General features: G+C 51.2%; 25 protein-coding genes. 16 read left to right on the top strand and 9 right to left on the bottom strand.

The annotated features are described in order from the left end of the window. Complete coding sequence (gene dcp, locus ICA20_RS13110; RefSeq protein ID WP_038640532.1) at positions 1–2,046, top strand: peptidyl-dipeptidase Dcp; 2,046 nt, start codon at positions 1–3, stop codon at positions 2,044–2,046. A gap of 164 nt (positions 2,047–2,210) precedes the next feature. Continuing rightward, a complete protein-coding gene (locus ICA20_RS13105; RefSeq protein WP_149282260.1) occupies positions 2,211–3,137 on the top strand; it encodes a diguanylate cyclase in 927 nt (308 codons plus the stop codon). Between the two features lie 283 nt (positions 3,138–3,420). Here ICA20_RS13105 and mgtS read toward each other — a convergent pair whose 3' ends face one another. Further along, the gene (mgtS, locus tag ICA20_RS13100; protein WP_003032406.1) at positions 3,421–3,516 is read right to left on the bottom strand and encodes a protein MgtS; all 96 of its coding nucleotides are present in this window, start codon (positions 3,514–3,516) and stop codon (positions 3,421–3,423) included. 486 nt (positions 3,517–4,002) lie between these two features. Here mgtS and urtA point away from each other — a divergent pair, with 486 nt between their 5' ends. The 5 genes from urtA to urtE are packed head-to-tail and all read left to right on the top strand — an operon-like array spanning position 4,003 to position 9,470. Beyond that, positions 4,003–5,274 (top strand): urea ABC transporter substrate-binding protein, encoded by a 1,272-nt coding sequence (gene urtA / locus ICA20_RS13095; RefSeq protein WP_038640537.1) that lies wholly within the window; start codon positions 4,003–4,005, stop codon positions 5,272–5,274. Between the two features lie 43 nt (positions 5,275–5,317). After that, positions 5,318–6,892 carry an urea ABC transporter permease subunit UrtB gene (gene urtB / locus ICA20_RS13090; protein ID WP_038640539.1) on the top strand — a complete coding sequence of 525 codons (1,575 nt, stop codon included), beginning with the start codon at positions 5,318–5,320 and terminating at the stop codon, positions 6,890–6,892. Beyond that, positions 6,892–7,965: an urea ABC transporter permease subunit UrtC gene (gene urtC, locus ICA20_RS13085; RefSeq protein WP_038640540.1), complete on the top strand. Its 1,074-nt coding sequence runs from the start codon at positions 6,892–6,894 to the stop codon at positions 7,963–7,965. Before urtB ends, urtC begins: the two co-directional genes overlap by 1 nt. Next, the gene (gene urtD, locus ICA20_RS13080) at positions 7,965–8,762 is read left to right on the top strand and encodes an urea ABC transporter ATP-binding protein UrtD (RefSeq protein WP_038640542.1); all 798 of its coding nucleotides are present in this window, start codon (positions 7,965–7,967) and stop codon (positions 8,760–8,762) included. The genes urtC and urtD overlap by 1 nt, the downstream gene beginning before the upstream one ends. Before the next feature lie 9 nt (positions 8,763–8,771). Further along, on the top strand, positions 8,772–9,470 hold the full coding sequence (gene urtE / locus ICA20_RS13075) for an urea ABC transporter ATP-binding subunit UrtE (protein ID WP_038640544.1): 699 nt from the start codon (positions 8,772–8,774) through the stop codon (positions 9,468–9,470). Between the two features lie 40 nt (positions 9,471–9,510). Here the strand turns inward: urtE and ydeE are convergent, their stop codons facing one another. Beyond that, positions 9,511–10,698, bottom strand: coding sequence for an efflux MFS transporter YdeE (ydeE, locus tag ICA20_RS13070; RefSeq protein WP_038640546.1), 1,188 nt, complete (start codon positions 10,696–10,698; stop codon positions 9,511–9,513). A 198-nt stretch (positions 10,699–10,896) separates the two neighbouring features. Between ydeE and eamA the strand changes: the two genes are divergently transcribed. Then, positions 10,897–11,796 carry an O-acetylserine/cysteine exporter gene (gene eamA / locus ICA20_RS13065; RefSeq protein WP_038643162.1) on the top strand — a complete coding sequence of 300 codons (900 nt, stop codon included), beginning with the start codon at positions 10,897–10,899 and terminating at the stop codon, positions 11,794–11,796. A 33-nt stretch (positions 11,797–11,829) separates the two neighbouring features. Here the strand turns inward: eamA and marB are convergent, their stop codons facing one another. The 3 genes from marB to marR are packed head-to-tail and all read right to left on the bottom strand — an operon-like array spanning position 11,830 to position 12,913. Continuing rightward, positions 11,830–12,048, bottom strand: a complete 219-nt coding sequence (gene marB, locus ICA20_RS13060) for a multiple antibiotic resistance protein MarB (RefSeq protein WP_038640548.1) — start codon at positions 12,046–12,048, stop codon at positions 11,830–11,832. A gap of 27 nt (positions 12,049–12,075) precedes the next feature. Further along, positions 12,076–12,459 carry an MDR efflux pump AcrAB transcriptional activator MarA gene (gene marA / locus ICA20_RS13055; RefSeq protein WP_003032424.1) on the bottom strand — a complete coding sequence of 128 codons (384 nt, stop codon included), beginning with the start codon at positions 12,457–12,459 and terminating at the stop codon, positions 12,076–12,078. A gap of 19 nt (positions 12,460–12,478) precedes the next feature. Next, the gene (marR, locus tag ICA20_RS13050) at positions 12,479–12,913 is read right to left on the bottom strand and encodes a multiple antibiotic resistance transcriptional regulator MarR (protein WP_038640550.1); all 435 of its coding nucleotides are present in this window, start codon (positions 12,911–12,913) and stop codon (positions 12,479–12,481) included. 257 nt (positions 12,914–13,170) lie between these two features. On the opposite strand from marR, the gene ICA20_RS13045 reads away from it, so the two are divergent. After that, positions 13,171–13,836: a MarC family NAAT transporter gene (locus ICA20_RS13045; protein ID WP_038640552.1), complete on the top strand. Its 666-nt coding sequence runs from the start codon at positions 13,171–13,173 to the stop codon at positions 13,834–13,836. Between the two features lie 37 nt (positions 13,837–13,873). Here the strand turns inward: ICA20_RS13045 and ICA20_RS13040 are convergent, their stop codons facing one another. Both ICA20_RS13040 and ICA20_RS13035 read right to left on the bottom strand, forming a co-directional pair. Further along, positions 13,874–15,070, bottom strand: a complete 1,197-nt coding sequence (locus ICA20_RS13040) for a sugar transporter (RefSeq protein WP_038640554.1) — start codon at positions 15,068–15,070, stop codon at positions 13,874–13,876. Positions 15,071–15,164: 94 nt separating this feature from the next. Next, positions 15,165–16,025, bottom strand: coding sequence for a LysR family transcriptional regulator (locus ICA20_RS13035; protein ID WP_038640556.1), 861 nt, complete (start codon positions 16,023–16,025; stop codon positions 15,165–15,167). Between the two features lie 102 nt (positions 16,026–16,127). Here ICA20_RS13035 and sad point away from each other — a divergent pair, with 102 nt between their 5' ends. The 6 genes from sad to ICA20_RS13005 all read left to right on the top strand — a co-directional run bounded on the left by sad (position 16,128) and on the right by ICA20_RS13005 (position 22,242). Continuing rightward, complete coding sequence (gene sad, locus ICA20_RS13030; protein WP_038640558.1) at positions 16,128–17,516, top strand: succinate-semialdehyde dehydrogenase; 1,389 nt, start codon at positions 16,128–16,130, stop codon at positions 17,514–17,516. Between the two features lie 150 nt (positions 17,517–17,666). Continuing rightward, positions 17,667–18,593, top strand: a complete 927-nt coding sequence (glsB, locus tag ICA20_RS13025; RefSeq protein ID WP_038640560.1) for a glutaminase B — start codon at positions 17,667–17,669, stop codon at positions 18,591–18,593. Beyond that, the gene (locus tag ICA20_RS13020) at positions 18,593–18,952 is read left to right on the top strand and encodes a DUF4186 domain-containing protein (RefSeq protein WP_038640562.1); all 360 of its coding nucleotides are present in this window, start codon (positions 18,593–18,595) and stop codon (positions 18,950–18,952) included. The genes glsB and ICA20_RS13020 overlap by 1 nt, the downstream gene beginning before the upstream one ends. A gap of 80 nt (positions 18,953–19,032) precedes the next feature. Next, positions 19,033–19,560, top strand: a complete 528-nt coding sequence (locus ICA20_RS13015; protein WP_038640564.1) for a GNAT family N-acetyltransferase — start codon at positions 19,033–19,035, stop codon at positions 19,558–19,560. A 106-nt stretch (positions 19,561–19,666) separates the two neighbouring features. Continuing rightward, positions 19,667–21,118, top strand: coding sequence for a tagaturonate reductase (locus ICA20_RS13010; protein WP_038640566.1), 1,452 nt, complete (start codon positions 19,667–19,669; stop codon positions 21,116–21,118). A gap of 209 nt (positions 21,119–21,327) precedes the next feature. Then, positions 21,328–22,242 carry a bestrophin family protein gene (locus ICA20_RS13005; protein WP_038640568.1) on the top strand — a complete coding sequence of 305 codons (915 nt, stop codon included), beginning with the start codon at positions 21,328–21,330 and terminating at the stop codon, positions 22,240–22,242. On the opposite strand, the gene ICA20_RS13000 is transcribed toward ICA20_RS13005, so the two are convergent. After that, positions 22,235–22,615, bottom strand: coding sequence for a GFA family protein (locus ICA20_RS13000; protein ID WP_038640570.1), 381 nt, complete (start codon positions 22,613–22,615; stop codon positions 22,235–22,237). The two genes, ICA20_RS13005 and ICA20_RS13000, sit on opposite strands and share 8 nt — an antisense overlap. A 130-nt stretch (positions 22,616–22,745) precedes the next feature. Beyond that, complete coding sequence (gene tam / locus ICA20_RS12995) at positions 22,746–23,504, bottom strand: trans-aconitate 2-methyltransferase (protein WP_038640572.1); 759 nt, start codon at positions 23,502–23,504, stop codon at positions 22,746–22,748. A gap of 109 nt (positions 23,505–23,613) precedes the next feature. On the opposite strand from tam, the gene ICA20_RS12990 reads away from it, so the two are divergent. Next, positions 23,614–24,138, top strand: coding sequence for a GNAT family N-acetyltransferase (locus tag ICA20_RS12990; protein ID WP_038640574.1), 525 nt, complete (start codon positions 23,614–23,616; stop codon positions 24,136–24,138). Positions 24,139–24,147 lie beyond the last annotated feature (9 nt).

Genomic DNA, 24,147 nt, shown 5'->3' with positions numbered 1-24,147 from the left:
ATGTCGTTAACGAATCCTTTTTTACACCACAGTACATTGCCGTATCAGGCACCGAAGTTTGATCAGATTGACGTGCAGCATTATCGTCCGGCGTTTGATGAGGGCGTGCGGCAAAAACGCGAGGAGATCGCGGCAATTGTACAAAACCCACAGGACCCGGATTTTGCTAACACGTTGCTGGCGCTTGAACAAAGCGGCGCGCTGCTCACGCGCGTAACCAGCGTTTTCTTTGCGATGACGGCGGCGCACACTAACGATGAACTACAACGCCTTGACGAAGCGTTCTCAGCAGAGCTGGCGGGACTTGCCAATGATATCTATCTTGATGGCGCGCTTTTCGCCCGCGTCGATGCAGTCTGGCAACGACGTCATACCTTAGGTTTGGATAGCGAATCAGTGCGTCTGGTGGAGGTCGTCCACCAGCGTTTTGTCTTGGCTGGCGCTCGCCTCAATGAGGCCGACAAAGCACGCCTCAAAGCGCTCAACACCGAGTCAGCCACGCTGACCAGTCAGTTTAATCAGCGTCTGCTGGCGGCGAACAAGTCCGGTGCTTTGGTGGTGGATGATGTCCGGCGGCTTGACGGACTTAGCGCCGAAGAAATTGCCGTTGCCGCTGAGGCTGCAAAAGAAAAGGGGCTTGAATCACGTTGGGTTATTCCGTTATTGAATACCACTCAACAACCGGCGCTTGCCGTGTTACGCGATCGCCAAATCCGTGAAGACCTGTTTACCCAGGCGTGGACGCGGGCCGAACACGATGACGATAACGATACCCGGGCTATTATTCAGCGTCTGGTCGACATCCGCATGCAACAGGCAAAATTACTCGGTTTTGCCAATTATGCGGCCTGGAAAATCGCCGACCAGATGGCTAAAACGCCTGAGGCGGCACTTTCGTTTATGCGGGCGATCGTTCCGGCCGCGCGCCAGCGTGCGTTGGATGAACAGGCTGAAATCCAGAAAGTCATCGATCAAGAGCAGGGGCAGTTTAGCGTCAGGGCCTGGGACTGGGCATTTTATGCTGAGCAGGTCCGCCGCGAGAAATATGCCCTTGATGAGTCACAGCTTAAACCTTACTTTGCTCTGGATACGGTGTTGAACGAAGGCGTTTTCTGGACGGCCAATCAGCTCTTTGGTATCAAATTCGTTGAGCGATTCGACATTCCGGTTTATCACCCGGATGTTCGGGTATGGGAAATTTTCGACCATGATGGCGTAGGACTGGCGTTGTTTTATGGTGATTTCTTCGCCCGTGAATCAAAAAGCGGCGGGGCATGGATGGGCAATTTTGTTGAGCAATCGGCGCTTAACGAAACCCGACCCGTTATTTACAATGTCTGTAATTATCAAAAACCCGTAACGGGTAAGCCGGCGTTACTGCTGTGGGATGATGTCATTACGTTATTTCATGAGTTTGGCCACACCTTACACGGTCTGTTTGCCACACAGCGTTATGCCACGCTTTCAGGCACTAACACTCCGCGTGATTTTGTCGAGTTTCCTTCGCAGATTAACGAACACTGGGCGAGCCATCCGCAGGTTTTTGCCCGATTTGCCCGTCATGTCGAAACCGGGGAGCCAATGCCGCAGGCGTTGCGGGATAAAATGCAGCGGGCCAGCTTGTTTAATAAAGGCTACGATATGACCGAACTGCTCAGTGCCGCATTGTTGGACATGCGTTGGCACAGTCTGGAGACGAAGGCGTCATCTTATTCAGTTGATCAATTCGAGCAGCAGGCGCTGGCGGCAGAAGATCTGGATCTTCAGGCCGTGCCGCCACGTTATCGCAGCAGTTATTTTGCCCATATCTTCGGCGGCGGCTATGCCGCGGGTTATTACGCCTATTTGTGGACGCAAATGCTGGCTGATGACGGCTATCAGTGGTTTGTAGAGCAGGGTGGATTAACCCGCGAAAACGGGCAGAAATTCCGCGAAGCGATTTTGTCCCGCGGGAACAGTACTGATTTAGCTGAACTTTATCGCCAGTGGAGCGGGCGCGATCCCCGTATGGAGCCGATGCTGGAACATCGTGGTTTGAGCGCGTAAGGCACTGTCAGAAAAAAATTGAGCCGGGCGTGATGCCCGGTCTTATCTTACTGTTCATTATTGCACCTGATAAGATTTATTCTCAAATAAAAAATTACATAAATTTTCTTTTTTATCGTTAAGATGATTGCATCAGAAACGTTCGAACAGGGAGGAAGATCGTGATGATGAGAAATACGATGGAAATAGATGCAATTTTGATCGAGTTGAACAAGTCAATTGATGCCCACTATAAATGGCTGGTGAATATGTTCCGTTGCGCAGTATCCTCGAATGCTACGAAACCAGATATCATGGGTGACAACGCGCATTTTGTTTGCCAATTTGGACAGTGGCTTAATAATCAATCGCTGCGCAATGAAGATGATTGTAGCTATGTGAATAAGATAAATACTGTTCATGAAAAAATGCATTTATCAGGCAAGGATTTGCTATCGGCAATACTGGAGGAACGGAGTTATCCATGGCATTTCACCAAATTCGAGGACGCGTTACTGGCATTTACGTCTGCTGTAATGGACTATAAAATATATTTGCTGAGTATCGGGAGCAATATCGACATATTAACAGGCTTACCGGGCAGAAGAATGCTCGATGAGTCTTTTGACCAACAGTTAATCGATGCCGAACCGCTTAACCTTTATATATTGCTGCTGGATATCGACCGTTTTAAACACGTTAATGATACGTATGGTCATCTTGTGGGGGATGTAGTATTACGCGCTCTGGCAGCAAATTTTCTGGCATGGACGCGATATGATGAACAGGCTTACCGCTACGGTGGCGAAGAGTTCATTATCATCATCCGAACGAAAACTGATGAGCAGGCCTGCCAGGCTGGGTTGCGATTGTGTCAGCTTGTTGGCCAGCAAAAAATCCCTTACGCAGATGGAGAGATCGCTATCACCGTAACGGCCGGTATCACCAGAGCTCAGCGGGATGAAAAATTAGATACCGCTCTTGGACGGGCTGACAGAGCGATGTACCAGGGAAAACAGAGCGGCAGAAATCGCTGTATGTTTATGGATGAACGCGAGCAGATCACCCTGGTTAACGCCAGTGATGGGCTTTCGTTCCACCTCAGCGCGTGAGATTCACCTAAGCTGTTTTGCGTTAGTTACGTTTCGTTTAGCTTTCATTGGGGTTGCCGATGATAGGTTAGCCAGATATCCGTTATCTTCGCAGGGAATTGCCAGATAGCGTATAAAGCAAAACACAAATCTATCCATGCAAGCATTTACCGCTGGTTTATCCGGCGGTTTTTTTTATTGATGGCCAGGGAAAAGGTGCAGGAAAGGCGATTCAGGTAAAAAAATGGCCCCTTGTGCAGTGACGCTACAAGGGGCCGGTTCGGTGCAGGACTATCGTCGTTCATCAATCATCCCATCTGTGGCTAAAATACGCGGCCAGAAAACCGGAAAATAAAATAATTCCCAGAACAGCCATAAAAATATTCATATTACCCAGCATAGTAAATGCTCCTTTATCTGTGAGTTTCCTCTCTTACCTTAAGTTCACCTCGCTTATGACTATAGTAGCAATTGCAACTTAAACAAAGGCTGAACTGTATGATTATTTCGTCTGAAATGTAAAAAATTGACGCGATTTTGTCGGGAAAAATAAATAATAGTGACAAGGCGCGCTTATCCTGGGGGAATTAATCACGATTTTATGCTGAGTGCCAAAGTCATTGTTATACGACCCCCATGCAAATTTTTGCACGGTTATAATGCAACGCTGTCTCATGGTGGTTCAATTTTCCTGACGATCCGCCTTATTGGCGAAATATTTTCATCCAGTCACTGAACTGTACTACTCTAATGCTTTGATTTTATATGGTATTTTAATATCTGGCATCGTTTTTGCCTTATCACTTCTGAATCCCCTTAATTTGCACCGTTTTGTCTGCCCGGCTGCACCGGAGCTTTCAGCGAATCTAATTTCAGGAGTGAAACTATGCAGCGTCGTACAATTTTAAAAGCTTTTGCGTTATCGGCCTCCGTTATGGCAATGGGCATGAGTTTTAGCGTCCAGGCGGCTGACACTATTAAAGTGGGCATCATGCATTCGTTATCCGGAACGATGGCGATTTCCGAAACGCCGTTGAAAGATGTGGCGTTGATGACTATTGACGAAATCAATGCGCAGGGCGGCGTGTTGGGCAAAAAGCTGGAGCCGGTGGTGGTTGATCCAGCCTCGAACTGGCCTTTATTTGCTGAAAAAGCTCGACAGTTGCTGAGTCAGGACAAAGTAGCGGCGGTGTTCGGGTGCTGGACATCGGTTTCGCGTAAATCGGTGTTACCGGTATTCGAGGAATTAAATGGTTTGCTGTTTTATCCGGTGCAGTATGAAGGCGAGGAAATGTCGCCTAACGTCTTTTATACCGGCGCGGCGCCTAATCAGCAGGCGATCCCGGCTGTTGAGTATCTGATGAGTGAGGACGGCGGCAGTGCGAAACGCTTCTTCCTGCTGGGGACTGATTATGTTTATCCGCGCACGACTAATAAAATTCTCCGTGCCTTTTTGCATTCGAAAGGCGTTGCCGATAAAGACATCGAAGAGGTGTATACCCCGTTTGGACACAGTGATTATCAGACCATTGTCGCCAGCATTAAAAAATTCGCCGCAGGGGGAAAAACGGCGGTGGTCTCAACCATCAACGGTGATTCTAATGTTCCATTCTATAAAGAGTTAGCGAACCAGGGGCTGAAAGCCACCGATGTTCCGGTGGTGGCCTTCTCCGTAGGTGAGGAAGAATTGCGCGGTATTGATACGAAACCGTTGGTAGGTAACCTTGCCGCCTGGAACTACTTTGAGTCCGTGGATAATGCGGCTAACAAGAAGTTTGTCGCGGATTACCGGGCGTATGCCAAAGCGCACAAATTACCGAATGCGGATTCGGTTGTGACAAACGACCCAATGGAAGCCACCTGGGTTGGTCTGCATATGTGGGCACAGGCAGTAGAAAAAGCCGGAACTACCGATGTGGATAAAGTCCGTGCTGCAATGGCAGGGCAATCATTCGCCGCACCATCTGGCTTTACCCTCACGATGGATGCCACCAACCATCATCTGCACAAACCCGTCATGATTGGCGAGATTGAAAGCAATGGTCAGTTTAACGTGGTGTGGCAAACCGATGAGCCGGTCCGCGCCCAGCCGTGGAGCCCGTATATCGCCGGCAATGATAAAAAATCTGAACAACCCGTAAAAACCGCCAGCAACTGATCTTATGCCCTCCTGCGGGAGGGCAACGCTTAGGAGAATGCTCATGAAAGTCATGCGCTTTATTCGTGGTGTGATGTTGCTGACGTGGTTTTTGCCGTGGATAGCGCAGGCATCAGATGCCGATACTTTTACCGCTGCCAACCGTGCGCAGCAAGCCACCTTGCTTGAACAATGGGCGATGAATCCCGACCTTCAGCGTTTACCCGTGCTTAAGGCGCTGCGAGATGAAAACCTGCTGACCGATAATGCGAAACATGCGTTTGTCATGGATGGTTCGCGAGTACAAGCGCTGGGGACGGCGGCAGCGCCAGACGGCGAGCTAAAAAAAGTCCGTCTGACTAACCGACTGCGCAATCTGGTCGCCGGAACGTTGGCTGCGCATCAACTTTTAAGTGACAGTGTCACAGTTAGGGCTGATGCCGCACGCATATTACAGCGTGAGGCAATGCCTGGCATGCTGCCATTTTTACAGCAACGACTGGCGCAGGAAGCGGATGCTGACGTGAAATCTGCACTGGTTATTGCGCTGGCTAACCTGCAACTGACCAGTGCATCACCAGAGGTCAGGCGGCAGGCAATTGAACTGTTGGGGGCGTCAAACGACCCTGAAACCCAGGCGAAATTACAACCTTTCACCCGTGCAGAGCATGAACCTGATGCCCGCGTTCGCGCTGCCGCCGACGAAAGTCTGAATTCCATCGCACACCGCATGAAGGTTGGCGATCTTCTTGGGCAAGCCTTTATGGGATTGTCTCTGGGCTCGATTTTGCTACTGGCGGCATTGGGTCTGGCGATTACTTACGGGTTACTCGGCGTCATCAATATGGCGCATGGCGAGATGTTAATGCTCGGCGCTTACTGTACCTGGATGGTGCAACAGTTGATGGGGCAGTTTCTCCCGCAATGGTTAGCCTGGTATCCGGTCATTGCGCTTCCGGTCGCCTTTTTACTTACCGCGGCAGTAGGAATGTTGCTGGAGCGCGGCGTGATCCGCCATTTATATGGCCGTCCGCTTGAAACACTGCTGGCGACATGGGGGAGCAGTCTGATGCTGATCCAGTTGGTACGAATGACCTTTGGCGCGCAGAACCTCGAAGTTGCCAATCCGACATGGCTTTCCGGGGGAATTCAGGTCTATGCCAATCTGATTTTGCCGTGGAACCGAATTGTGGTGCTTGGCTTTGTCATGCTGGTGCTGTTCTTCACCTGGCTATTGTTGAATAAAACCCGTCTGGGGCTGCGCGTGCGCGCGGTGACGCAAAACCGCAATATGGCGGCCTGCTGCGGCGTGCCTACCGGGCGAGTCGATATGCTGGCCTTTGGACTGGGTTCAGGGATTGCCGGGCTGGGTGGCGTGGCGCTGTCGCAGCTGGGTAACGTGGGGCCGGAGCTGGGGCAAAGTTACATTATTGATTCGTTTCTGGTGGTGGTGCTTGGCGGCGTTGGACAACTCGCCGGAAGTGTGGCAGCGGCGTTTGGTCTCGGGATCTTCAATAAAATTCTTGAGCCTCAGGTGGGGGCTGTTCTCGGCAAAATTATGATCCTCGTGCTGATCATTCTGTTTATCCAGAAACGACCTCAGGGACTTTTCGCATTGAAAGGGAGGGTTATTGACTAATGACTATGCCAATGACATTAACGCTGGCACGAAAAGCGCCGCGCGTGACGCGCATCCTGGGGCTGTTTTTGCTGCTGGCGCTCATTATTCTGCCATTTCTGACGCTACTCCCCGCGGATCATCCGCTGGCAATCTCCGTCTGGACGCTGACGCTGGCCGGGAAAATCCTGTGTTATGCCATTGTGGCGGTGGCACTGGATCTGGTGTGGGGCTATGCCGGAATGCTCTCACTGGGCCATGGCATTTTCTTTGCGCTGGGGGGATATGCGATGGGGATGTACCTGATGCGTCAGGCCTCCGGCGAAGGACTACCGGCTTTTATGTCGTTTCTGTCGTGGACCGAACTGCCCTGGTTTTGGTGGGGAACGCAACATTTTATCTGGGCTATGCTGCTGGTTGTGCTGGTGCCCGGCCTGCTGGCGCTGGTGTTTGGCTGGTTTGCTTTTCGCTCAAAAATCAAGGGCGTCTATTTCTCCATCATGACTCAGGCCCTGACTTTCGCTGGCATGTTGCTGTTTTTCCGTAACGAAACCGGGTTTGGTGGAAATAACGGTTTTACCGGATTTACCACTATTCTGGGATTCCCTGTGACCGCGACCTCAACCCGTATCGCGCTGTTTCTGGCAACGGTGATGCTACTGGTGCTGGCGTTGTGGCTGGGACTGGCGCTGGCGCGCAGTAAGTTTGGTCGTATCCTGACCGCCGTGCGCGATGCCGAGAATCGGCTGATGTTCTGTGGCTATGATCCGAAAGGTTTCAAGCTGCTGGTGTGGACGCTTTCTGCTGTGTTGTGCGGGTTGGCTGGTGCGCTGTATGTTCCGCAGGTGGGCATCATTAACCCCAGCGAAATGTCACCGACCAACTCGATTGAAGCGGCGATTTGGGTCGCCCTCGGCGGTCGCGGAACCCTGATTGGCCCGGTTTTTGGCGCTGTGTTGGTGAACGGCGCTAAAAGTCTGTTTACGGTGATCATGCCCGAATACTGGCAACTGTTTCTTGGTCTGATTTTTATTGGCGTTACGCTGTTTTTACCCCGTGGCGTGATTGGTCTGTTTCGCAAAGGAGATAAATAATGCAGCCAGATGAAGGTCTTTTTACCCGCCAGTTGCCAGGGGACAGATTTCGCAATCAAACCGACCCGGTGTTACAGCTGGAAAAAATCAACGTGAACTTTGATGGGTTTCAGGCGCTAACGGATCTCACGCTCAATATTGGCGTAGGGGAACTGCGCTGCATTATTGGTCCTAATGGCGCCGGAAAAACGACGTTGATGGATGTCATTACCGGCAAAACCAGACCGCAAAGCGGTCGTGCGATTTACGATCAGTCTATTGATTTAATGACGTTTGATTCTATTGCCATTGCGCGCCAGGGGATTGGACGAAAATTTCAGAAGCCCACGGTATTTGAAGCGCTAACGGTGGCGGAGAATCTGGAACTGGCACTGAAAAATGATAAATCAGTTTGGGGTTCTTTACGGGCTCGCCTTTCGGGTGAACAACGGGATCGCATTGATGAAATGCTGGCGCTGTTACGTCTGGGCAACGAGCGCGAACGCCGTGCCGGGCTGCTTTCGCATGGACAAAAACAGTTTCTTGAGATCGGCATGCTGCTGGTCCAGGAGCCGCATTTACTACTACTGGATGAGCCGGCGGCAGGGATGACCGATGCGGAGACGGAATACACCGCGGAGCTGTTTCGCCAGCTTGCCGGAAAGCACTCGCTGATGGTTGTTGAGCATGACATGGGATTTGTCGAGACGATTGCTGACCATGTCACGGTGCTGCATCAGGGGAGAGTACTGGCCGAAGGAAGCCTGCGCGATGTGCAGGCTAATGAGCAGGTTATTGAAGTTTATCTTGGACGGTAAGGAGGGCTGATGCTACAGGTAAATGCACTGAATCAATATTATGGCGGCAGCCATATTCTGCGTGGCGTGAGCTTTGAAGCGCGTATCGGCGAAGTGACGTGTCTGCTGGGGCGTAACGGCGTGGGAAAAACAACGCTACTAAAATGCCTGATGGGACTTATTCCTGCCCGCAGTGGAAGCGTGCTCTGGCAGGAAAAAAATGTCACGCACTGGAAGCCACATCAACGGGTCAGAGCAGGTGTGGCGTACGTGCCGCAGGGCCGCGATATTTTTCCGCGTCTGACAGTGGAAGAGAACCTGTTGCTGGGCCTTTCCCGCTTTTCAGCACAGGACGCCCGGCGCGTGCCGGATGATATTTACGCGCTATTTCCAGTGCTACAGGAGATGAAGTATCGACGGGGCGGAGATTTGTCCGGCGGACAGCAGCAGCAACTGGCTATTGGACGGGCGCTGGCCAGTCGCCCGCAGTTGTTGATCCTTGATGAGCCGACCGAGGGGATCCAGCCGTCAGTAATTAAAGAGATTGGTCAGGTTATTTCTCAACTGGCGCACCGGGGCGATATGGCCATTTTGCTGGTGGAACAGTTCTATGATTTTGCGCAGCAGTTGGCTGACAAATACCTGCTTATGTCGCGCGGAAGTATTATTCAAAGCGGTTTCGGCGAGAATATGGAATCTGAGGGAGTACGAGGGCTGGTGGCCATTTGAGGTACGCGACAGAACCACTCTGGCTCTGTCGCGATGACAATCAGCAGACTACCGTCTGATCCCAGGGTTTGGCGCGCATACCCTTTATCATTAACGCCCAGGCAAGGACAATCGCCACGATCAGCGCCACAAACAGCGACCACGGCGGTAATGTGGTCAAAATAACGCCACTGACCAATGGATTTACCGCGGCGCCAAGCCAGCCCAGCGACTGGGCGGAAAAATAGCTGGCTTTCATACCAGCCGGGGCGATGTTATCGATCAGCATGTATTCGCCTGGGGCGTAAATGACCTCGCCGATCGTGAAAAGGGCAGCAGAAATACCCCAGAACCACAGGCTGTTGCCGGAAAACATGAAGCCAACCAGACCGAGCACAAAGAAGATTGTGCCTACTGTCATCAGCGGTCGAATGTTAGCGACAGTGATCCTGCGTCCGAGGGCATATTGCAGCGATACCACAATGGCGGCATTGACGGGCAGAACGACCGCTACCACTTTTTCGGCAAAATCACCGTTGGCGACCACCATCACGTATTGCGAAATACAGGAAGCAAACGCGCCGCCAACAAATGACGCCAGAAATGCCGACAACGTGAACCAACACAATGCTCTGTCGCGCAGGAGCACCGAGGGTGACCAAACCGCGGCGTTTGAACTTTCTGATGCTGCATTGGAACGTTTTACCCACGTCTGGATAAACACCAGTGGTAAAGCCGAGCAGGCGGCCGCCAGCCAGAACGGTAAGTTAATACTTTGCATCACCAGTAGCGTGCCCAGCGGGGGGCCAACGGTCCAGCCGATGTTCAGCACGGTATAGTTAAGCGAGAAAATTTTCGTTTTGTTGGTGGCAGAGAGATTATCGGCAAACCAGGCTTTCAGCACCGTTGCGAAGACGGAGTAGGCGCAGTTGATCAGGGCGAAGAGCAGTACCACCACCACCACGTTATGCATCAGTGGGATCGCAATAAAACCAGAGGCAAAACCGCAGATAGCCAGCAGCATGTAGCGTTTTTTATCGAACTTGTCGGCCAGAATACCAAAGCCAAGGCTGAAAACGACGCCAATAGTCAGGGCGACCGTCATTGCATATCCGATCAGATCGACGCTCAGGTTATACTGCCGACTGAGGTAAATCGTCATAAATGGCAGCGTAGCGCCACGCCCAATGGTTAATAACAAAGATGATGCAAGTAACGCGAGAGTGGACCGTCTCAGAGAGATATTCATTTTCCTGCCCGACAATGCATGTTGTTATGTTTTTTTTAGATATCAAAAACAAATAGCATGGTAAAAGTGTGATGTACACTCAATAAGTTGTCGGAAAATGCCCTCAACAGCCTACCTGAATTAATGATCTGTTCCGGTACAATGATTTCCGTTACCTTAACTTGTTTACAAAAATTTAATATTTACAAGGGCGGTGGTATGTCACGTAAAGACGGGTTGTTAGCGTTGCTGGTCGTCGTCGTTTGGGGCCTGAACTTTGTCGTCATTAAAGTGGGTCTGCACAATATGCCGCCATTGATGCTGGCAGGATTGCGTTTTTTACTGGTGGCGTTTCCGGCGATATTCTTTATTGCCCGCCCGAAAATCCCGCTTTCGCTGTTACTTGGTTATGGCCTGACTATCAGTTTTGGGCAGTTCGCGTTTCTCTTTAGCGCCATCAAATTCGGTATGCCTGCCGGATTAGCTTCTCTGGTATTACAGGCTCAGGCATTTTTCACCATCATCCTGGGGGCATTCGCTTTTGGCGAGCGTTTGCACGGGAAACAGTTGGTAGGGATTGCGCTGGCCGTGTTTGGCGTATTGGTACTGATTGAAGCCAGTCTGAACGGACAGCATGTCGGCATGCTCGGTTTTATGCTGACGCTGGCGGCAGCGCTAAGCTGGGCCTGCGGCAATATCTTTAACAAAAAAATAATGCAGCATACGGCGCGTCCGGCGGTGATGTCCCTGGTCGTGTGGAGCGCCTTAATTCCCATTATTCCGTTCTTTTTGGCATCCTCACTGCTTGATGGTCCGACACAAATTGTGCAGAGTCTGGTGGCGATAGATATGACCACCATTTTGTCACTGGTTTATCTGGCGTTTGTGGCGACCATTGTGGGTTACGGCATCTGGGGGTCTTTGCTCGGACGTTATGAAACCTGGCGGGTAGCGCCGCTGTCGCTGTTAGTGCCCGTTGTCGGTCTGGCAAGTGCGGTCGTGCTGCTGGATGAAACGCTCACGGGTTTGCAACTGCTGGGTGCGCTGCTGATTATGGCTGGGCTGTATATTAATGTGTTTGGCTTTCGTTTGCGCAAGATAGCGCAGGTGAGAGGGTAATAAAAAGCCCCGCCGTGGCGGGGCAAAAACGAATTACAGGTTGCGCGTATTGTAATAAGGCACACCCAATTCGTCGGACTTATCGCTGCCGGCACCCATATGATTAAAATCGAACGGGGACTGATCGTGCGCAGGGGGCATAATCATCGCGTCACGGCTGTTCTGGGTGGCTGGTTGCGCGGTCTTTTCCGCCATGCTCTGGCCCGAAACAATCAACAGCAGGGCCAGCATCGCATAAGACAGAATTTTCATCATTTCCTCGGTTACGTCGTTTGGCGATTAGCAATTACACTGATTGAGCGGAAGCAAATAGCGTGACTCGCCGTGCATATTGGTCATACGGTATTTATGCGGCGGAACATCAAAATAGTTTTTGAACGTTCTGGTCAGGGTTTGCTGAGACTCAAAGCCGTAACGTTCCGCCAGGTAAAGAATCGGCTCGTTACTTTCTTTTAATTTTTGCGCTATTTCAGTCATTTTACGGCTGCGGATGTATTGACCCAGTGAATGACCGGTTTCTTTTTTAAACATCCGTTGCAGGTGCCATTTGGAGTAACCTGAACGCTCAGACACTTTTTCCAGCGAGAGCGGCGATTCAAGGTTATTTTCGATCCAGTCCAAAATGCTATGAATAGTGATTGTGTCAGTATTGCGTCTGGACATCGTCATACCTCTTTTCTGTTTACGGCAGAATTCTCTTAAGCAAATGCTCAAGCGTGGCTACTTCATCCGCCGTTAAGTTTTTTGTTAGTTCCTGGTGCAGGTCTTGCCCGACTAATTGGTGACACTGCTCGCAAATTGTTGCGCCATGCTCGGTGAGTTTCACCAACACGCCACGCTTATCGTGTGGATTCGGAAGCCTTTCTATCCAGCCTTTACAGGCCAGTCTGTCCAGCATCCGCGTCAGGGCGCCAAGATCGACAGACAGCACTTTTTTCAATTCGACAGGGGTGATGCACACCGCGCAACGGATGGAGCAGAGCACTTTGAACTGTGATGCCGTGATATCCAGCGGTGACAGATAGTCGTTTAGCAAACGATCTTTTTTCTGATTAACCATGTAGATCAAACGCCCCAGTGGGATGATTTCGTTAAACAGATCACTGGTGCTTTTCACAATGGTTGCCCTGGCAAGTAGTTAGTCACGGCTGATATTATTGCTTAGGCAAATATAAGTCAAATAAATGGGGCGGAAAATGCCACGTTTTGCTAAATCCGCAGGCTCATCAACAGATGTATATAATTTTAACAGTTTGATAATTATGGCTTATAGGTTCAGGTGAAAAATGAATCCTTACACCGTGAAAATGGCTTATCTCTCGGGTTTCACCTTATACTTGCCGTTGACGATTAACGCACAGGAAAGATGACATTATGATGGACTTGTTTAAAGCAATAGGACTGGGGCTGGTAGTCCTGTTACCGTTGGCAAACCCGTTAACCACCGTGGCGTTGTTCCTTGGCCTTGCCGGTAACATGAATAGCGCGGAGCGTAACCGTCAGTCCCTGATGGCGTCTGTGTATGTGTTTGCCATCATGATGGTGGCGTACTATGCCGGACAACTGGTGATGAATACCTTCGGGATTTCAATCCCCGGATTACGAATTGCGGGTGGGTTAATCGTTGCGTTTATCGGTTTTCGGATGTTGTTTCCACAACAAAAGGCGCATGAGTCTCCTGAGGCGAAAAGCAAGTCAGAGGAGCTGGAAGATGAACCGACTGCCAATATTGCATTTGTACCGCTGGCAATGCCAAGCACCGCCGGTCCGGGTACGATAGCAATGATCATCAGCTCGGCGTCAACCGTCCGTCATGGCTCCGAATTTCCTGATTGGGTAATTATGGTTGCGCCGCCGATAATTTTTGCGGTTGTCGGCGTTATCCTGTGGGGGTGTTTACGCAGTTCTGGTGGGATTATGCGCCTGGTAGGCAAAGGCGGCATAGAAGCTATTTCGCGTCTGATGGGCTTCCTGCTGGTGTGTATGGGCGTGCAGTTTATTATTAACGGCGTGGTGGAAATTATTAAAACTTACGCTTAAAAAAACGGGCCCGGTATTGTTTTACCAGGCCCGTTTTTTATGAATGTTGAGGCCGCTCTTCGAGCGATACTGGCCATTTACGAAAGATAATCACCGACCATACCAACGCGACAACGGCAGGCACTGCGCCTGTATAACCAATCGTTGACATCGACCAGTGCAAACTCACCTGATTTCCCACCAGCGCGCCAGCGCCAATGCCGATATTAAAGATACCGGAGAACAGTGCCATTGCGACATCGGTGGCATCCGGGGCCAGCGCCAGCACTTTTACCTGCATGCCAAGGCCGATCAACATAATCGCAATGCCCCAGAAAATACTCAGGATGGCGAGGTGCATTTCGCTGTCAGCGGCTGGTAGCAGCAGCACCAGACACACCGTCAGCAGGGCAATGGCGCTACTGATAAGCATGGACGCATGAAGGTTACCCAGTTTGCCAAATATCACACTACCAATAATACCCGCGCCGCCCAGAATCAGTAGCAGCACGGTAGCAAAGTTGGCACTCAGTCCGGCGACGGTCTGTACAAACGGTTCAATGTAGCTATAAGCCGTGTAGTGGGCGGTGACCACAATCACCGTCAGCACATACAGACTCATCAATGCCGGACGGTGGAATAACACCGGCAAACTTTTAAGTGAACCGGAGTGTTCGCTGGGCAATTCAGGCAGTAACTTAATCAGGCAGAGCAGGGTGACTAACGCCCCCATGCCGATGGCAAAGAACGTGGTGCGCCAGCCAAAATACTGACCGACGATACGCCCGATAGGCAGACCCAGCACCATTGCCAGCGCGGTGCCGGTAGCAATCAGACTAAGCGCCTGCGCGCGTTTTCCTGCCGGGGCCAGACGAATCGCCAGCGATGCGGTAATGGACCAGAAAATAGCGTGCGCAAAAGCGATACCAATGCGGCTAATCACCAGCACGGTGAAATTCCATGCCAGGAAAGAGAGGACATGGCTGGCGATGAACACGACAAACAGACAGATCAGGAGCTTGCGTCGTTCCACCTGGCTGGTGAGCAGCATGAAGGGAAGCGACATTAAGGCAACAACCCAGGCGTAGATCGTCAGCATGATCCCGACCTGAGCGGTCTGCATATTAAAACTTTGTGCAATGTCGGACAGCAAACCGACAGGGACAAACTCTGTGGTATTGAAAATAAAACCGGCAATGGCGAGCGTAACTACACGTAGCCACGCCACTTTGCGGGAAACAGTGTCTGTTGTCATAGTGAATCAGTGGATTAGCTGCGAAAAGGTAAGATCGCGATCTTAAAACGTTTGCTGGTGAAAATACAATCATTTCGTGATGCGGATCTCATTTTTACAGCTGCGGGTTCAATACCTCAATAAAGGCTTCCAGTTGCCTCGTCATCGCCCCCCTTCGCCAGACCAGCCACGTATTCAGCCAGCGCCAGTTTTCGCTCAATGGCCAGGCGTTGACCTGATGGTGTCCGGGCATACTCTCCAGCATCGAACGTGGAATCAGCGCGATACCCGCACCGGCAATAACGCAGGCCAGCATCCCATGGTATGACTCCATTTCATGAATGGTACCCGGCATAGCGCGATCGGCATGAAACCAGCTTTCAAAATGTCGGCGGTAGGAACAGTTGGCGCGAAACGCATAAATACTGCAGCCGTTGACGTCGCTGGCCCGCTGGATGGGAGGGTGACCGTGCGGGGTGACAATCATCATCTCTTCACGATAGACCGGAATACCCTCAAGTCCGGGGTGGGTAATAGGGCCATCGGCAAAGGCAGCGTTCAGCGTGCCGTCGAGCACGCCGTCCAGCATGGTGCCAGAGGGACCTGTCGCCAGTGCAAACTGAATTTTCGGGTACCGTTGGTTATATTCAGCCAGCGTTGCAGGAATACGCACCGCGGCGGTGCTTTCCAGCGATCCGAGCGAAAACAAGCCCTGCGGTTCATCCCCGGCGACCACCATTCTCGCTTCCTCAACCAGCGCCAGGATCCGCTGACTGTAGCGTAAAAAGTTGTGCCCGGAGGGGGAAAGCCGCAGGCGCTGGTTTTCACGAATAAACAGATCGACGCCAAGATCGGCCTCAAGTTGGCGTATACGGGTAGTGAGATTGGACGGCACGCGGTGCACCTTCGCTGCGGCCTGCGTAATGCTACCGGTCTCCGCGACGGCATTGAACATTTCCAGTTGCGTCAGATCCATAATATTCTCTAATCGTGAATGGTGTGGTTAATATTATTCATTTTTCAGAAAGAGTAAATGTGCTCATGATATAACCATACCCTGCGATAAAGAGAGGCATCTATGACTATCACAGCAGCAACACATGCTATTTCGGTTGATCCTACCAGCGGTGAAAGACTGACGGCGATGCCGTGGGCCAGCACCGAAGAGATTGCGCAGGCACTGAGTCTTGCCGCGAGTGCCTACAGCGAATGGAAACAGACTACCGTCGCGCACCGTGCGCATACGCTGCGTCAAATCGGCCTGGCCCTGCGTAATCGCGCGGAAGAGATGGCGCAGTGTATTTCACGTGAAATGGGTAAACCCATCAAACAGGCTCGGGGTGAAGTCGCCAAGTCAGCCGCGTTGTGCGACTGGTACGCTGAACATGGACCCGCGATGCTGAACCCGGAACCCACGCTGGTGGAAAATAACCAGGCGGTGATTGAGTATCGTCCGCTTGGAACTATTCTGGCGATCATGCCGTGGAATTTCCCGCTGTGGCAGGTACTGCGTGGCGCCATTCCGATTCTGCTGGCCGGAAATGGTTATTTGTTAAAGCATGCGCCTAACGTAACCGGCTGTGCTGCGATTATTGCACAGGTTTTTGCTGATGCAGGCGTACCAGCCGGTGTTTACGGTTGGGTCAATGCCGATAACGCCGGCGTCAGTCAGATGATTAACGACCCGCGCATCGCGGCAGTCACGGTAACGGGGAGCGTACGCGCCGGTGCGGCGATTGGTGCTCAGGCGGGGGCGGCGCTGAAAAAATGCGTACTTGAACTGGGTGGTTCCGATCCGTTTATTGTCCTGAATGATGCCGATCTCGATCTGGCCGTTAAAGCGGCAGTCGCCGGACGTTATCAGAATACCGGGCAGGTTTGTGCGGCAGCAAAACGCTTTATTATCGAAGAAGGGATTGCAGAAGAATTTACTGCGCGTTTTGTGGCGGCCGCGAGCGCGCTCAAAATGGGCGATCCGTTAAACGAAGAAAATGACCTTGGACCGATGGCGCGATTTGATCTGCGTGATGAGTTGCATCAGCAGGTTGAAGCATCCCTGGCCGAAGGGGCTAAGTTACTTCTTGGCGGTGAAAAAATAGCAGGTCAGGGCAATTACTATGCCGTGACGGTACTGGGCGGCGTAACGCCAGAAATGACGGCTTTCCGGCAGGAGCTGTTTGGTCCGGTTGCGGCGATCACCGTTGCCAGGAATGCGGAACATGCTCTGGCGCTGGCGAATGACAGTGATTTTGGATTATCCTCCACGGTGTTCACTGCGGATGACGCGCTGGCCCAGAATATGGCCTCTCGTCTGGAGTGTGGAGGCGTATTCATCAATGGTTACAGCGCCAGCGATGCCCGTGTAGCGTTTGGCGGCGTGAAGAAAAGTGGTTTTGGTCGCGAGCTTTCACATTTTGGCCTGCATGAGTTTTGTAATGTGCAGACCGTCTGGAAAAACCGACTCTGAAGGTGAGGGTGCCTCCGTCGGGGGCACCTGTCTGATCTCGGCATATTTTTGTCATTGACTCTTCGTCCGCTGACACCTAATGGTCTGACGCAGCGTATTCAGCTCTGTTATACTCGCAGGCCTTTCATACCTGCGAGCAAGGAGCATGTTGTGGCCAGGGCCATGGACAATTCAATTTTAGAGACCATTGTACAGCAGGTTCGTCCGCTGATTGGTCAGGGTAAGGTCGCTGATTATATTCCTGCGTTAGCTTCTGTCGACGGTTCAAAACTGGGCATCGCCATCTGTACCGTCGATGGGCAGCACTATCAGGCAGGGGATGCACAAGAACGCTTTTCTATTCAGTCGATTTCGAAGGTATTAAGCCTGGTCGTGGCGATGCGTCACTATCAGGAAGAGGAGATCTGGCAACGCGTTGGCAAAGATCCGTCCGGTCATCCTTTTAATTCCCTGGTGCAGTTGGAACTGGAGCAGGGTATCCCGCGTAATCCCTTTATTAACGCCGGGGCGCTGGTAGTTTGCGACATGCTGCAAGGGCGTCTGAGCGCACCACGTCAACGGATGCTGGAAGTGGTCCGGGCATTAAGCGGCGTCCCGGATATCGCCTACGATGCGACGGTGGCGCGATCAGAGTTTGAGCATTCCGCACGTAACGCGGCTATTGCCTGGTTGATGAAATCGTTCGGCAATTTTAACCATGACGTGACCACTGTTTTGCAAAACTATTTTCACTACTGTGCATTGAAAATGAGCTGTGTGGAACTGGCGCGAACTTTCGTATTTCTGGCGAATCAGGGCCATGCCTTCCATCTTGAGGAGCCCGTAGTGACGCCGATGCAGGCCCGACAAATCAACGCGCTGATGGCGACCAGTGGGATGTATCAGAATGCAGGGGAGTTTGCCTGGCGGGTTGGGTTGCCGGCAAAATCTGGTGTGGGTGGCGGTATCGTGGCCATCGTTCCACACGAGATGGCGATTGCTGTCTGGAGTCCGGAACTGGACCCAGCGGGAAATTCACTGGCGGGTATCGCCGCGCTGGAGCAACTAACGCAACAAATGGGGCGTTCGGTTTACTGATGAATACGCTCGATCCTCTTTTTGCCCGGCTGGCGAAATCGACGTTTCGCTCGCGGTTTCGCCTCGGCCAGAAAGAAAGGCAGTATTGTCTGGATAAAGGCGCGCCGGTTATTGAACAACATGCAGCCGATTTTATTGCCAAACGGCTGGCTCCCGCTTTTCCCGCTAATGATGGGAAGCAGACGCCAATGCGTGGTCACCCGGTTTTTATCGCGCAGCACGCGACGGCGACCTGCTGTCGGGGGTGTCTGGCAAAATGGCATGACATTCCTCAGGGTGTGGCGCTTAACGAACAACAGCAACGTTACGTTGTCACGGTTATTTATCACTGGTTAGTGATTCAAATGAACAAGCCATAGATAACATTATCCTATGATACAATCCCTTGTGTTATGTAATTGTTAAAAGCAAGCTTAGGGGGTCAATCTAAGGAGAAAAAATGGCTTCCTGCAAACCCTGCTTCGTGCTGAATGCGGCCCAGATTCTGTCGAGAATCGACGAGCTCAGCGATGTCCTTGAACAGTGCGTCAATGATGGCGCCTCCGTCAGCTTTATGCTGCCTTTTAATCGTGAGAAATCACGGCCTTTCTGGATGAACGTCGCGCAAAGCGTTGCCCGTGGGGAAAGACTCGTTCTTGGCGCCCAGAATGCCCGGGGAACGCTTGTCGGTACCGTCCAGCTCATTATCGATCAACCTGAAAACCAACCTCATCGCGCCGATGTCGCTAAGCTGCTGGTTCATACTTCTGCGCGGCGGAGCGGGATTGCCCGGGAACTGATGAACGAGCTGGAACGTTGTGCGCGTCAAAGGGGCAAAACGTTGCTGGTGCTCGATACGGCGACGGGCTGTGGCGCGGAGTTGTTCTACCACAAGTGTGGGTGGCAAAAAGCAGGAGTGATACCTGGCTATGCCAAAATGCCTGACGGGACGCTGACCGGGACCACACTTTTTTATAAAACTCTCTAATTTGTCGCTGGGGATTGATCAAAACAGGGTTTCAATGTATTAAAGTTTGCTAACCTATTGGACCAATTCAATCAGGTTGTATGACTAATTAAAAAGGGAACCCATTGTGCAAACTTTAAATCGTCGCGATTTCCCCGGTGCTCAGTATCCTGAACGCATTATTCAGTTTGGTGAAGGAAACTTCCTGCGCGCCTTCGTTGACTGGCAAGTCGATCTGCTGAATGAGCATACCGATCTTAACTCTGGTGTGGTCATTGTCCGACCTATCGAAAGTACTTTCCCTCCATCACTGAGTACACAGGACGGCCTTTATACCACCATCATTCGTGGTTTGAATGAGAAGGGCGAGGCCGTAAGCGACGCCCGTTTGATTCGTTCGGTTAACCGCGAGATCAGCGTCTATAGTGAATACGATGAGTTCCTGAAGCTGGCGCATAACCCTGATATGCGTTTTGTTTTCTCCAATACCACCGAAGCCGGCATCAGCTATCATGCTGGTGATAAGTTTGAGGATGCGCCAGCGGTGAGTTATCCGGCCAAACTGACCCGACTGCTGTTCGAGCGCTTCAGCCATTTTAATGGCGCGTCGGATAAAGGCTGGATAATCATTCCTTGTGAACTGATTGATTACAATGGTGATGCGCTGCGTGAACTGGTTCTGCGCTATGCCCAGGAGTGGGCATTGCCGGAAGCATTTATCCAATGGCTGGATCAGGCCAACGCCTTTTGCTCCACGCTGGTGGACCGTATTGTCACCGGCTATCCACGTGATGAAGTCGCGAAGCTTGAAGCGGAACTGGGTTATCACGATGCGTTTCTGGACACCGCAGAACACTTCTATCTGTTTGTTATCCAGGGGCCGAAGTCATTAGCCGCTGAGTTGCGTCTGGATAACTATCCGCTGAATGTCCTGATAGTTGATGACATCAAACCGTATAAAGAACGGAAAGTGGCGATTCTCAACGGCGCACATACCGCATTGGTTCCCGTTGCCTGGCAGGCTGGGTTGGATACCGTGGGGGAGGCCATGAATGACGCGGAGATTCGCGCCTTCGTGGAAAAAGCGATCTATGAAGAAATTATTCCAGTGCTGGATTTACCACGCGATGAGCTGGCGTCTTTTGCCAGCGCGGTGACAGGTCGATTCTGCAACCCGTATATCAAACATCAGTTGTTGTCGATTGCCCTGAACGGCATGACTAAATTCCGCACTCGCATCTTGCCGCAACTGTTGGCGGGGCAACAGGCCAGCGGTAAACTGCCTGCGCGTCTGACATTTGCGCTTGCCGCGTTGATTGCGTTCTACCGTGGTGAGCGTAACGGTGAGTCTTACCCGGTTCAGGATGATGCGCACTGGATGACGCGTTTTCAACAGCTATGGTCCCAGCATCATGACCGCCAGATAAGCACCGAAGAGCTGGTTAAAGCTGTGCTGGCCGTTACAGAACACTGGGAACAGGATCTGACGGAAGTTTCCGGACTGGTAGAACAGGTTACTGCCGATCTGGATAGCATTCTGCTAAAAGGCATGCGCGAAGCCGTTAAACCACTGTGCTAATACGCAGACCCGGCTCAGGCCGGGTTTTTTACAGATCTTACTTAGTTACAACATACTATAGTTTTCTACTTTTATGGTGACGGTCTGCCACTTCAGCGCATTGTCCGTTCAGCAGGAGGAAAGATGTTTAGATAGTGTTGCGATTAGCTTGCAACATTGATCATGTTCGCGTCTAATGTGACGGATTTCACATTTTCCTGAAGATAACCATGATCGTTCGCCCCCAACAACACTGGCTACGCCTGATATTCGTCTGGCATGGGTCGGTATTATCTAAAATTTTTTCACGTCTGCTGCTGAACTTCCTGCTCTCCATCGCCGTTATTATCATGCTGCCGTGGTATACGATGCTGGGCATCAAATTTACCCTGGCGCCGTTCAGCATTCTCGGCGTGGCGATTGCTATCTTTTTAGGTTTTCGTAATAACGCCTGTTATTCACGTTATGTTGAGGCTCGACACCTGTGGGGGCAGTTGATGATTGCTTCCCGGTCGCTGCTACGTGAAGTAAAAACTACCTTGCCGGACGACAGCGAACTGGGACAGTTTGTTCGTCTGCAAATCGCCTTTGCCCACTGTTTACGCATGACTTTACGCCGTCAGCCACAGGCTGAACCATTGGCGAAATACCTTAGTGAGGAGGATCTGCGAATAGTATTTGCCTCACAATCACCGGCAAATCGCATTCTGTTGCTGATGGGGGAATGGTTAGCTGTACGTCGGCGCAATGGTCAACTGTCAGACATATTATTCCATAGTTTAAACAATAGGTTAAATGATATGTCTACGGTGCTGGCAGGATGTGAACGGATCGCGAATACCCCCGTCCCGTTTGCTTATACCTTGATCCTTCATCGCACGGTCTATCTGTTTTGCATCATGTTGCCATTCGCGTTGGTGGTAGATTTACATTACATGACGCCGTTTATCTCAGTGCTGATTTCCTATACTTTTATTTCGCTCGATACGCTTGCAGAAGAGCTGGAAGATCCGTTTGGTACAGAGAACAACGACCTCCCGCTGGATGCGATTTGCAATGCGATTGAAATCGATTTGTTACAGATGAATGATGAAACAAACGTGCCAGCAAAACACATTCCGGATAAGCATTACCAACTCACTTAGTTACATTCTTTTGCCACCATGTAGGCTGCATATCTGAAAAAGAATGAAATTCCGGCGCCAGGTCTTTATCGTCAGGATCGTCAAAAGCGCCAGCTAACAGCGCAATAACCGGGGCGTCATCAATGGCGCCTACGGAACTGCCACACTGAGGGCAAAATGCCCGACTTGACGTCTCAGAAGAGCGCCAGGTTGTCGGTTTTCCGGCTTTACCCGTCCACGTTACATTTTCTGCATTAAACTCAATCCAGACGACGGTTGGTGCGCCCGTATGTTTCCGACATATATCGCAGGAGCAGGTATGGGAATTATTAGGACTGCTGGCCGCGAAGCGAATCGAACCACACAGACAGCCACCAATGTAGACTTTAGACATGACAACTCCTGTCAGAAACACGTTGCCAGACACTAGCAGATGACAGGCTTTGCCACTAGATCCTCATGATAAAAAGGCGAGGGCGCGCATGGCAGATAGTCAGCTCCTGTGATGCACTTATAATAAACGCTTAATCAGTACGTCTGGCTACGATAAATAACCGCGGAAAGGCCAGCAAAATTTTACCGTTTTCCTGCAGAGGATATTGTTCCTGAAGTAGCTCATGATAACGCGCGAGGTAAAGATGTTGCTCATTTTCGCTCAAATCACGCAACCAGGGCCGCAGGCCCGTTGAGCTTACCCAGTCGATAATCGATTGATGTGAATCCATAACGTGATAATACGTTGTGCGCCAGATATCCACCTCACAGCCCGCTTCAGTCAAAATATCATAGTAGGCGTGAACGCCAGGAAGCGGCGAGCGGCCCCGGTCAGGGTAACCTTGTTCATAAGCCACTTCACGCATCAAAACATGTGTTCGCTCTAGCCAGTTATCCGGCATTTGTACAGCCAGCACGCCATTGCGAGCCAGTAGCGATACCAGATGCGGGAACAATTCATAGTGATTGGGAACCCACTGCAATGAGGCATTGGCATACAGCAGGTCCAGAAGCTGCTCTGTCTGGAATGAACGAATGTCCGCTTCAATAAAACGGCATGTCGGTAATGCATTGCGCGCCTCATTAAGCATGGCGGGTGAGGTATCAACCCCGGTTATTACAGCCGAGGGCCAGCGCTGATGCAGTAATGCCGTACTGTTTCCCGGACCACAGCCAAGATCGACCACTGAATGGACATTCTCTAACGCCACTCTGCTGAGTAATTCCGCAGCGGGTCTTGATCGTTCAGTTTCATATTGCAGATAAAGCGCAGGATTCCAGTCGGCCATGAATGAATCTCCAGTATGAGAGAAGAAGGCGGAAAGGGGCACATAAGTCCTTGCCGATGAGCCATTTCTTTTAGAAGATTATATGAAAATACAGGAGAAGGGCAGAAATATGCTGGAAACATCAAGACTGATTTTACGCCCGTGGGAAGACAAAGACAAAGCCCCGTTTGCCGCATTAAATGCCGATCCGGACGTGATGCGTTTTTTTCCGGCTCCGCTGCAACGAACGGAAAGCGACAACTTGGCTACCAGATTTCAGGAAGGCATTACAGAGCGCGGCTGGGGATTCTGGGCCGTTGAACTTAAAGAAACACACCAGTTTGTGGGGTGTGTAGGTTTACATCCACAACCTGATAAATTTCACTTTTCACCCTGTACCGAAATAGGCTGGCGTCTTGCTAAATCCTTCTGGCACCAAGGGCTGGCATTGGAGGCCGCCGAGGCGTGTCTGACGTTTGCTTTCAAGGAACTGGCGTTAAGTGAGGTGGTTTCATTTACGTCGGTGCTGAATAAACCGTCAGAGCGTCTGATGATACGGTTGGGCATGAATAAAACTGAAGAGTTCGTGCATCCCGCGTTGCCCTCTGATCACCGGTTAGCACAACACATCCGGTATCGGAGGGGGGCAGTTTGATTACCATTT

The organism is Citrobacter sp. C5_2 (genome assembly GCF_014596845.2).
Lineage (GTDB): Bacteria > Pseudomonadota > Gammaproteobacteria > Enterobacterales > Enterobacteriaceae > Citrobacter > Citrobacter werkmanii.
Note: the sequence above shows the minus strand (reverse complement) of the source record. Positions and strands in the feature narration are given on the sequence as shown.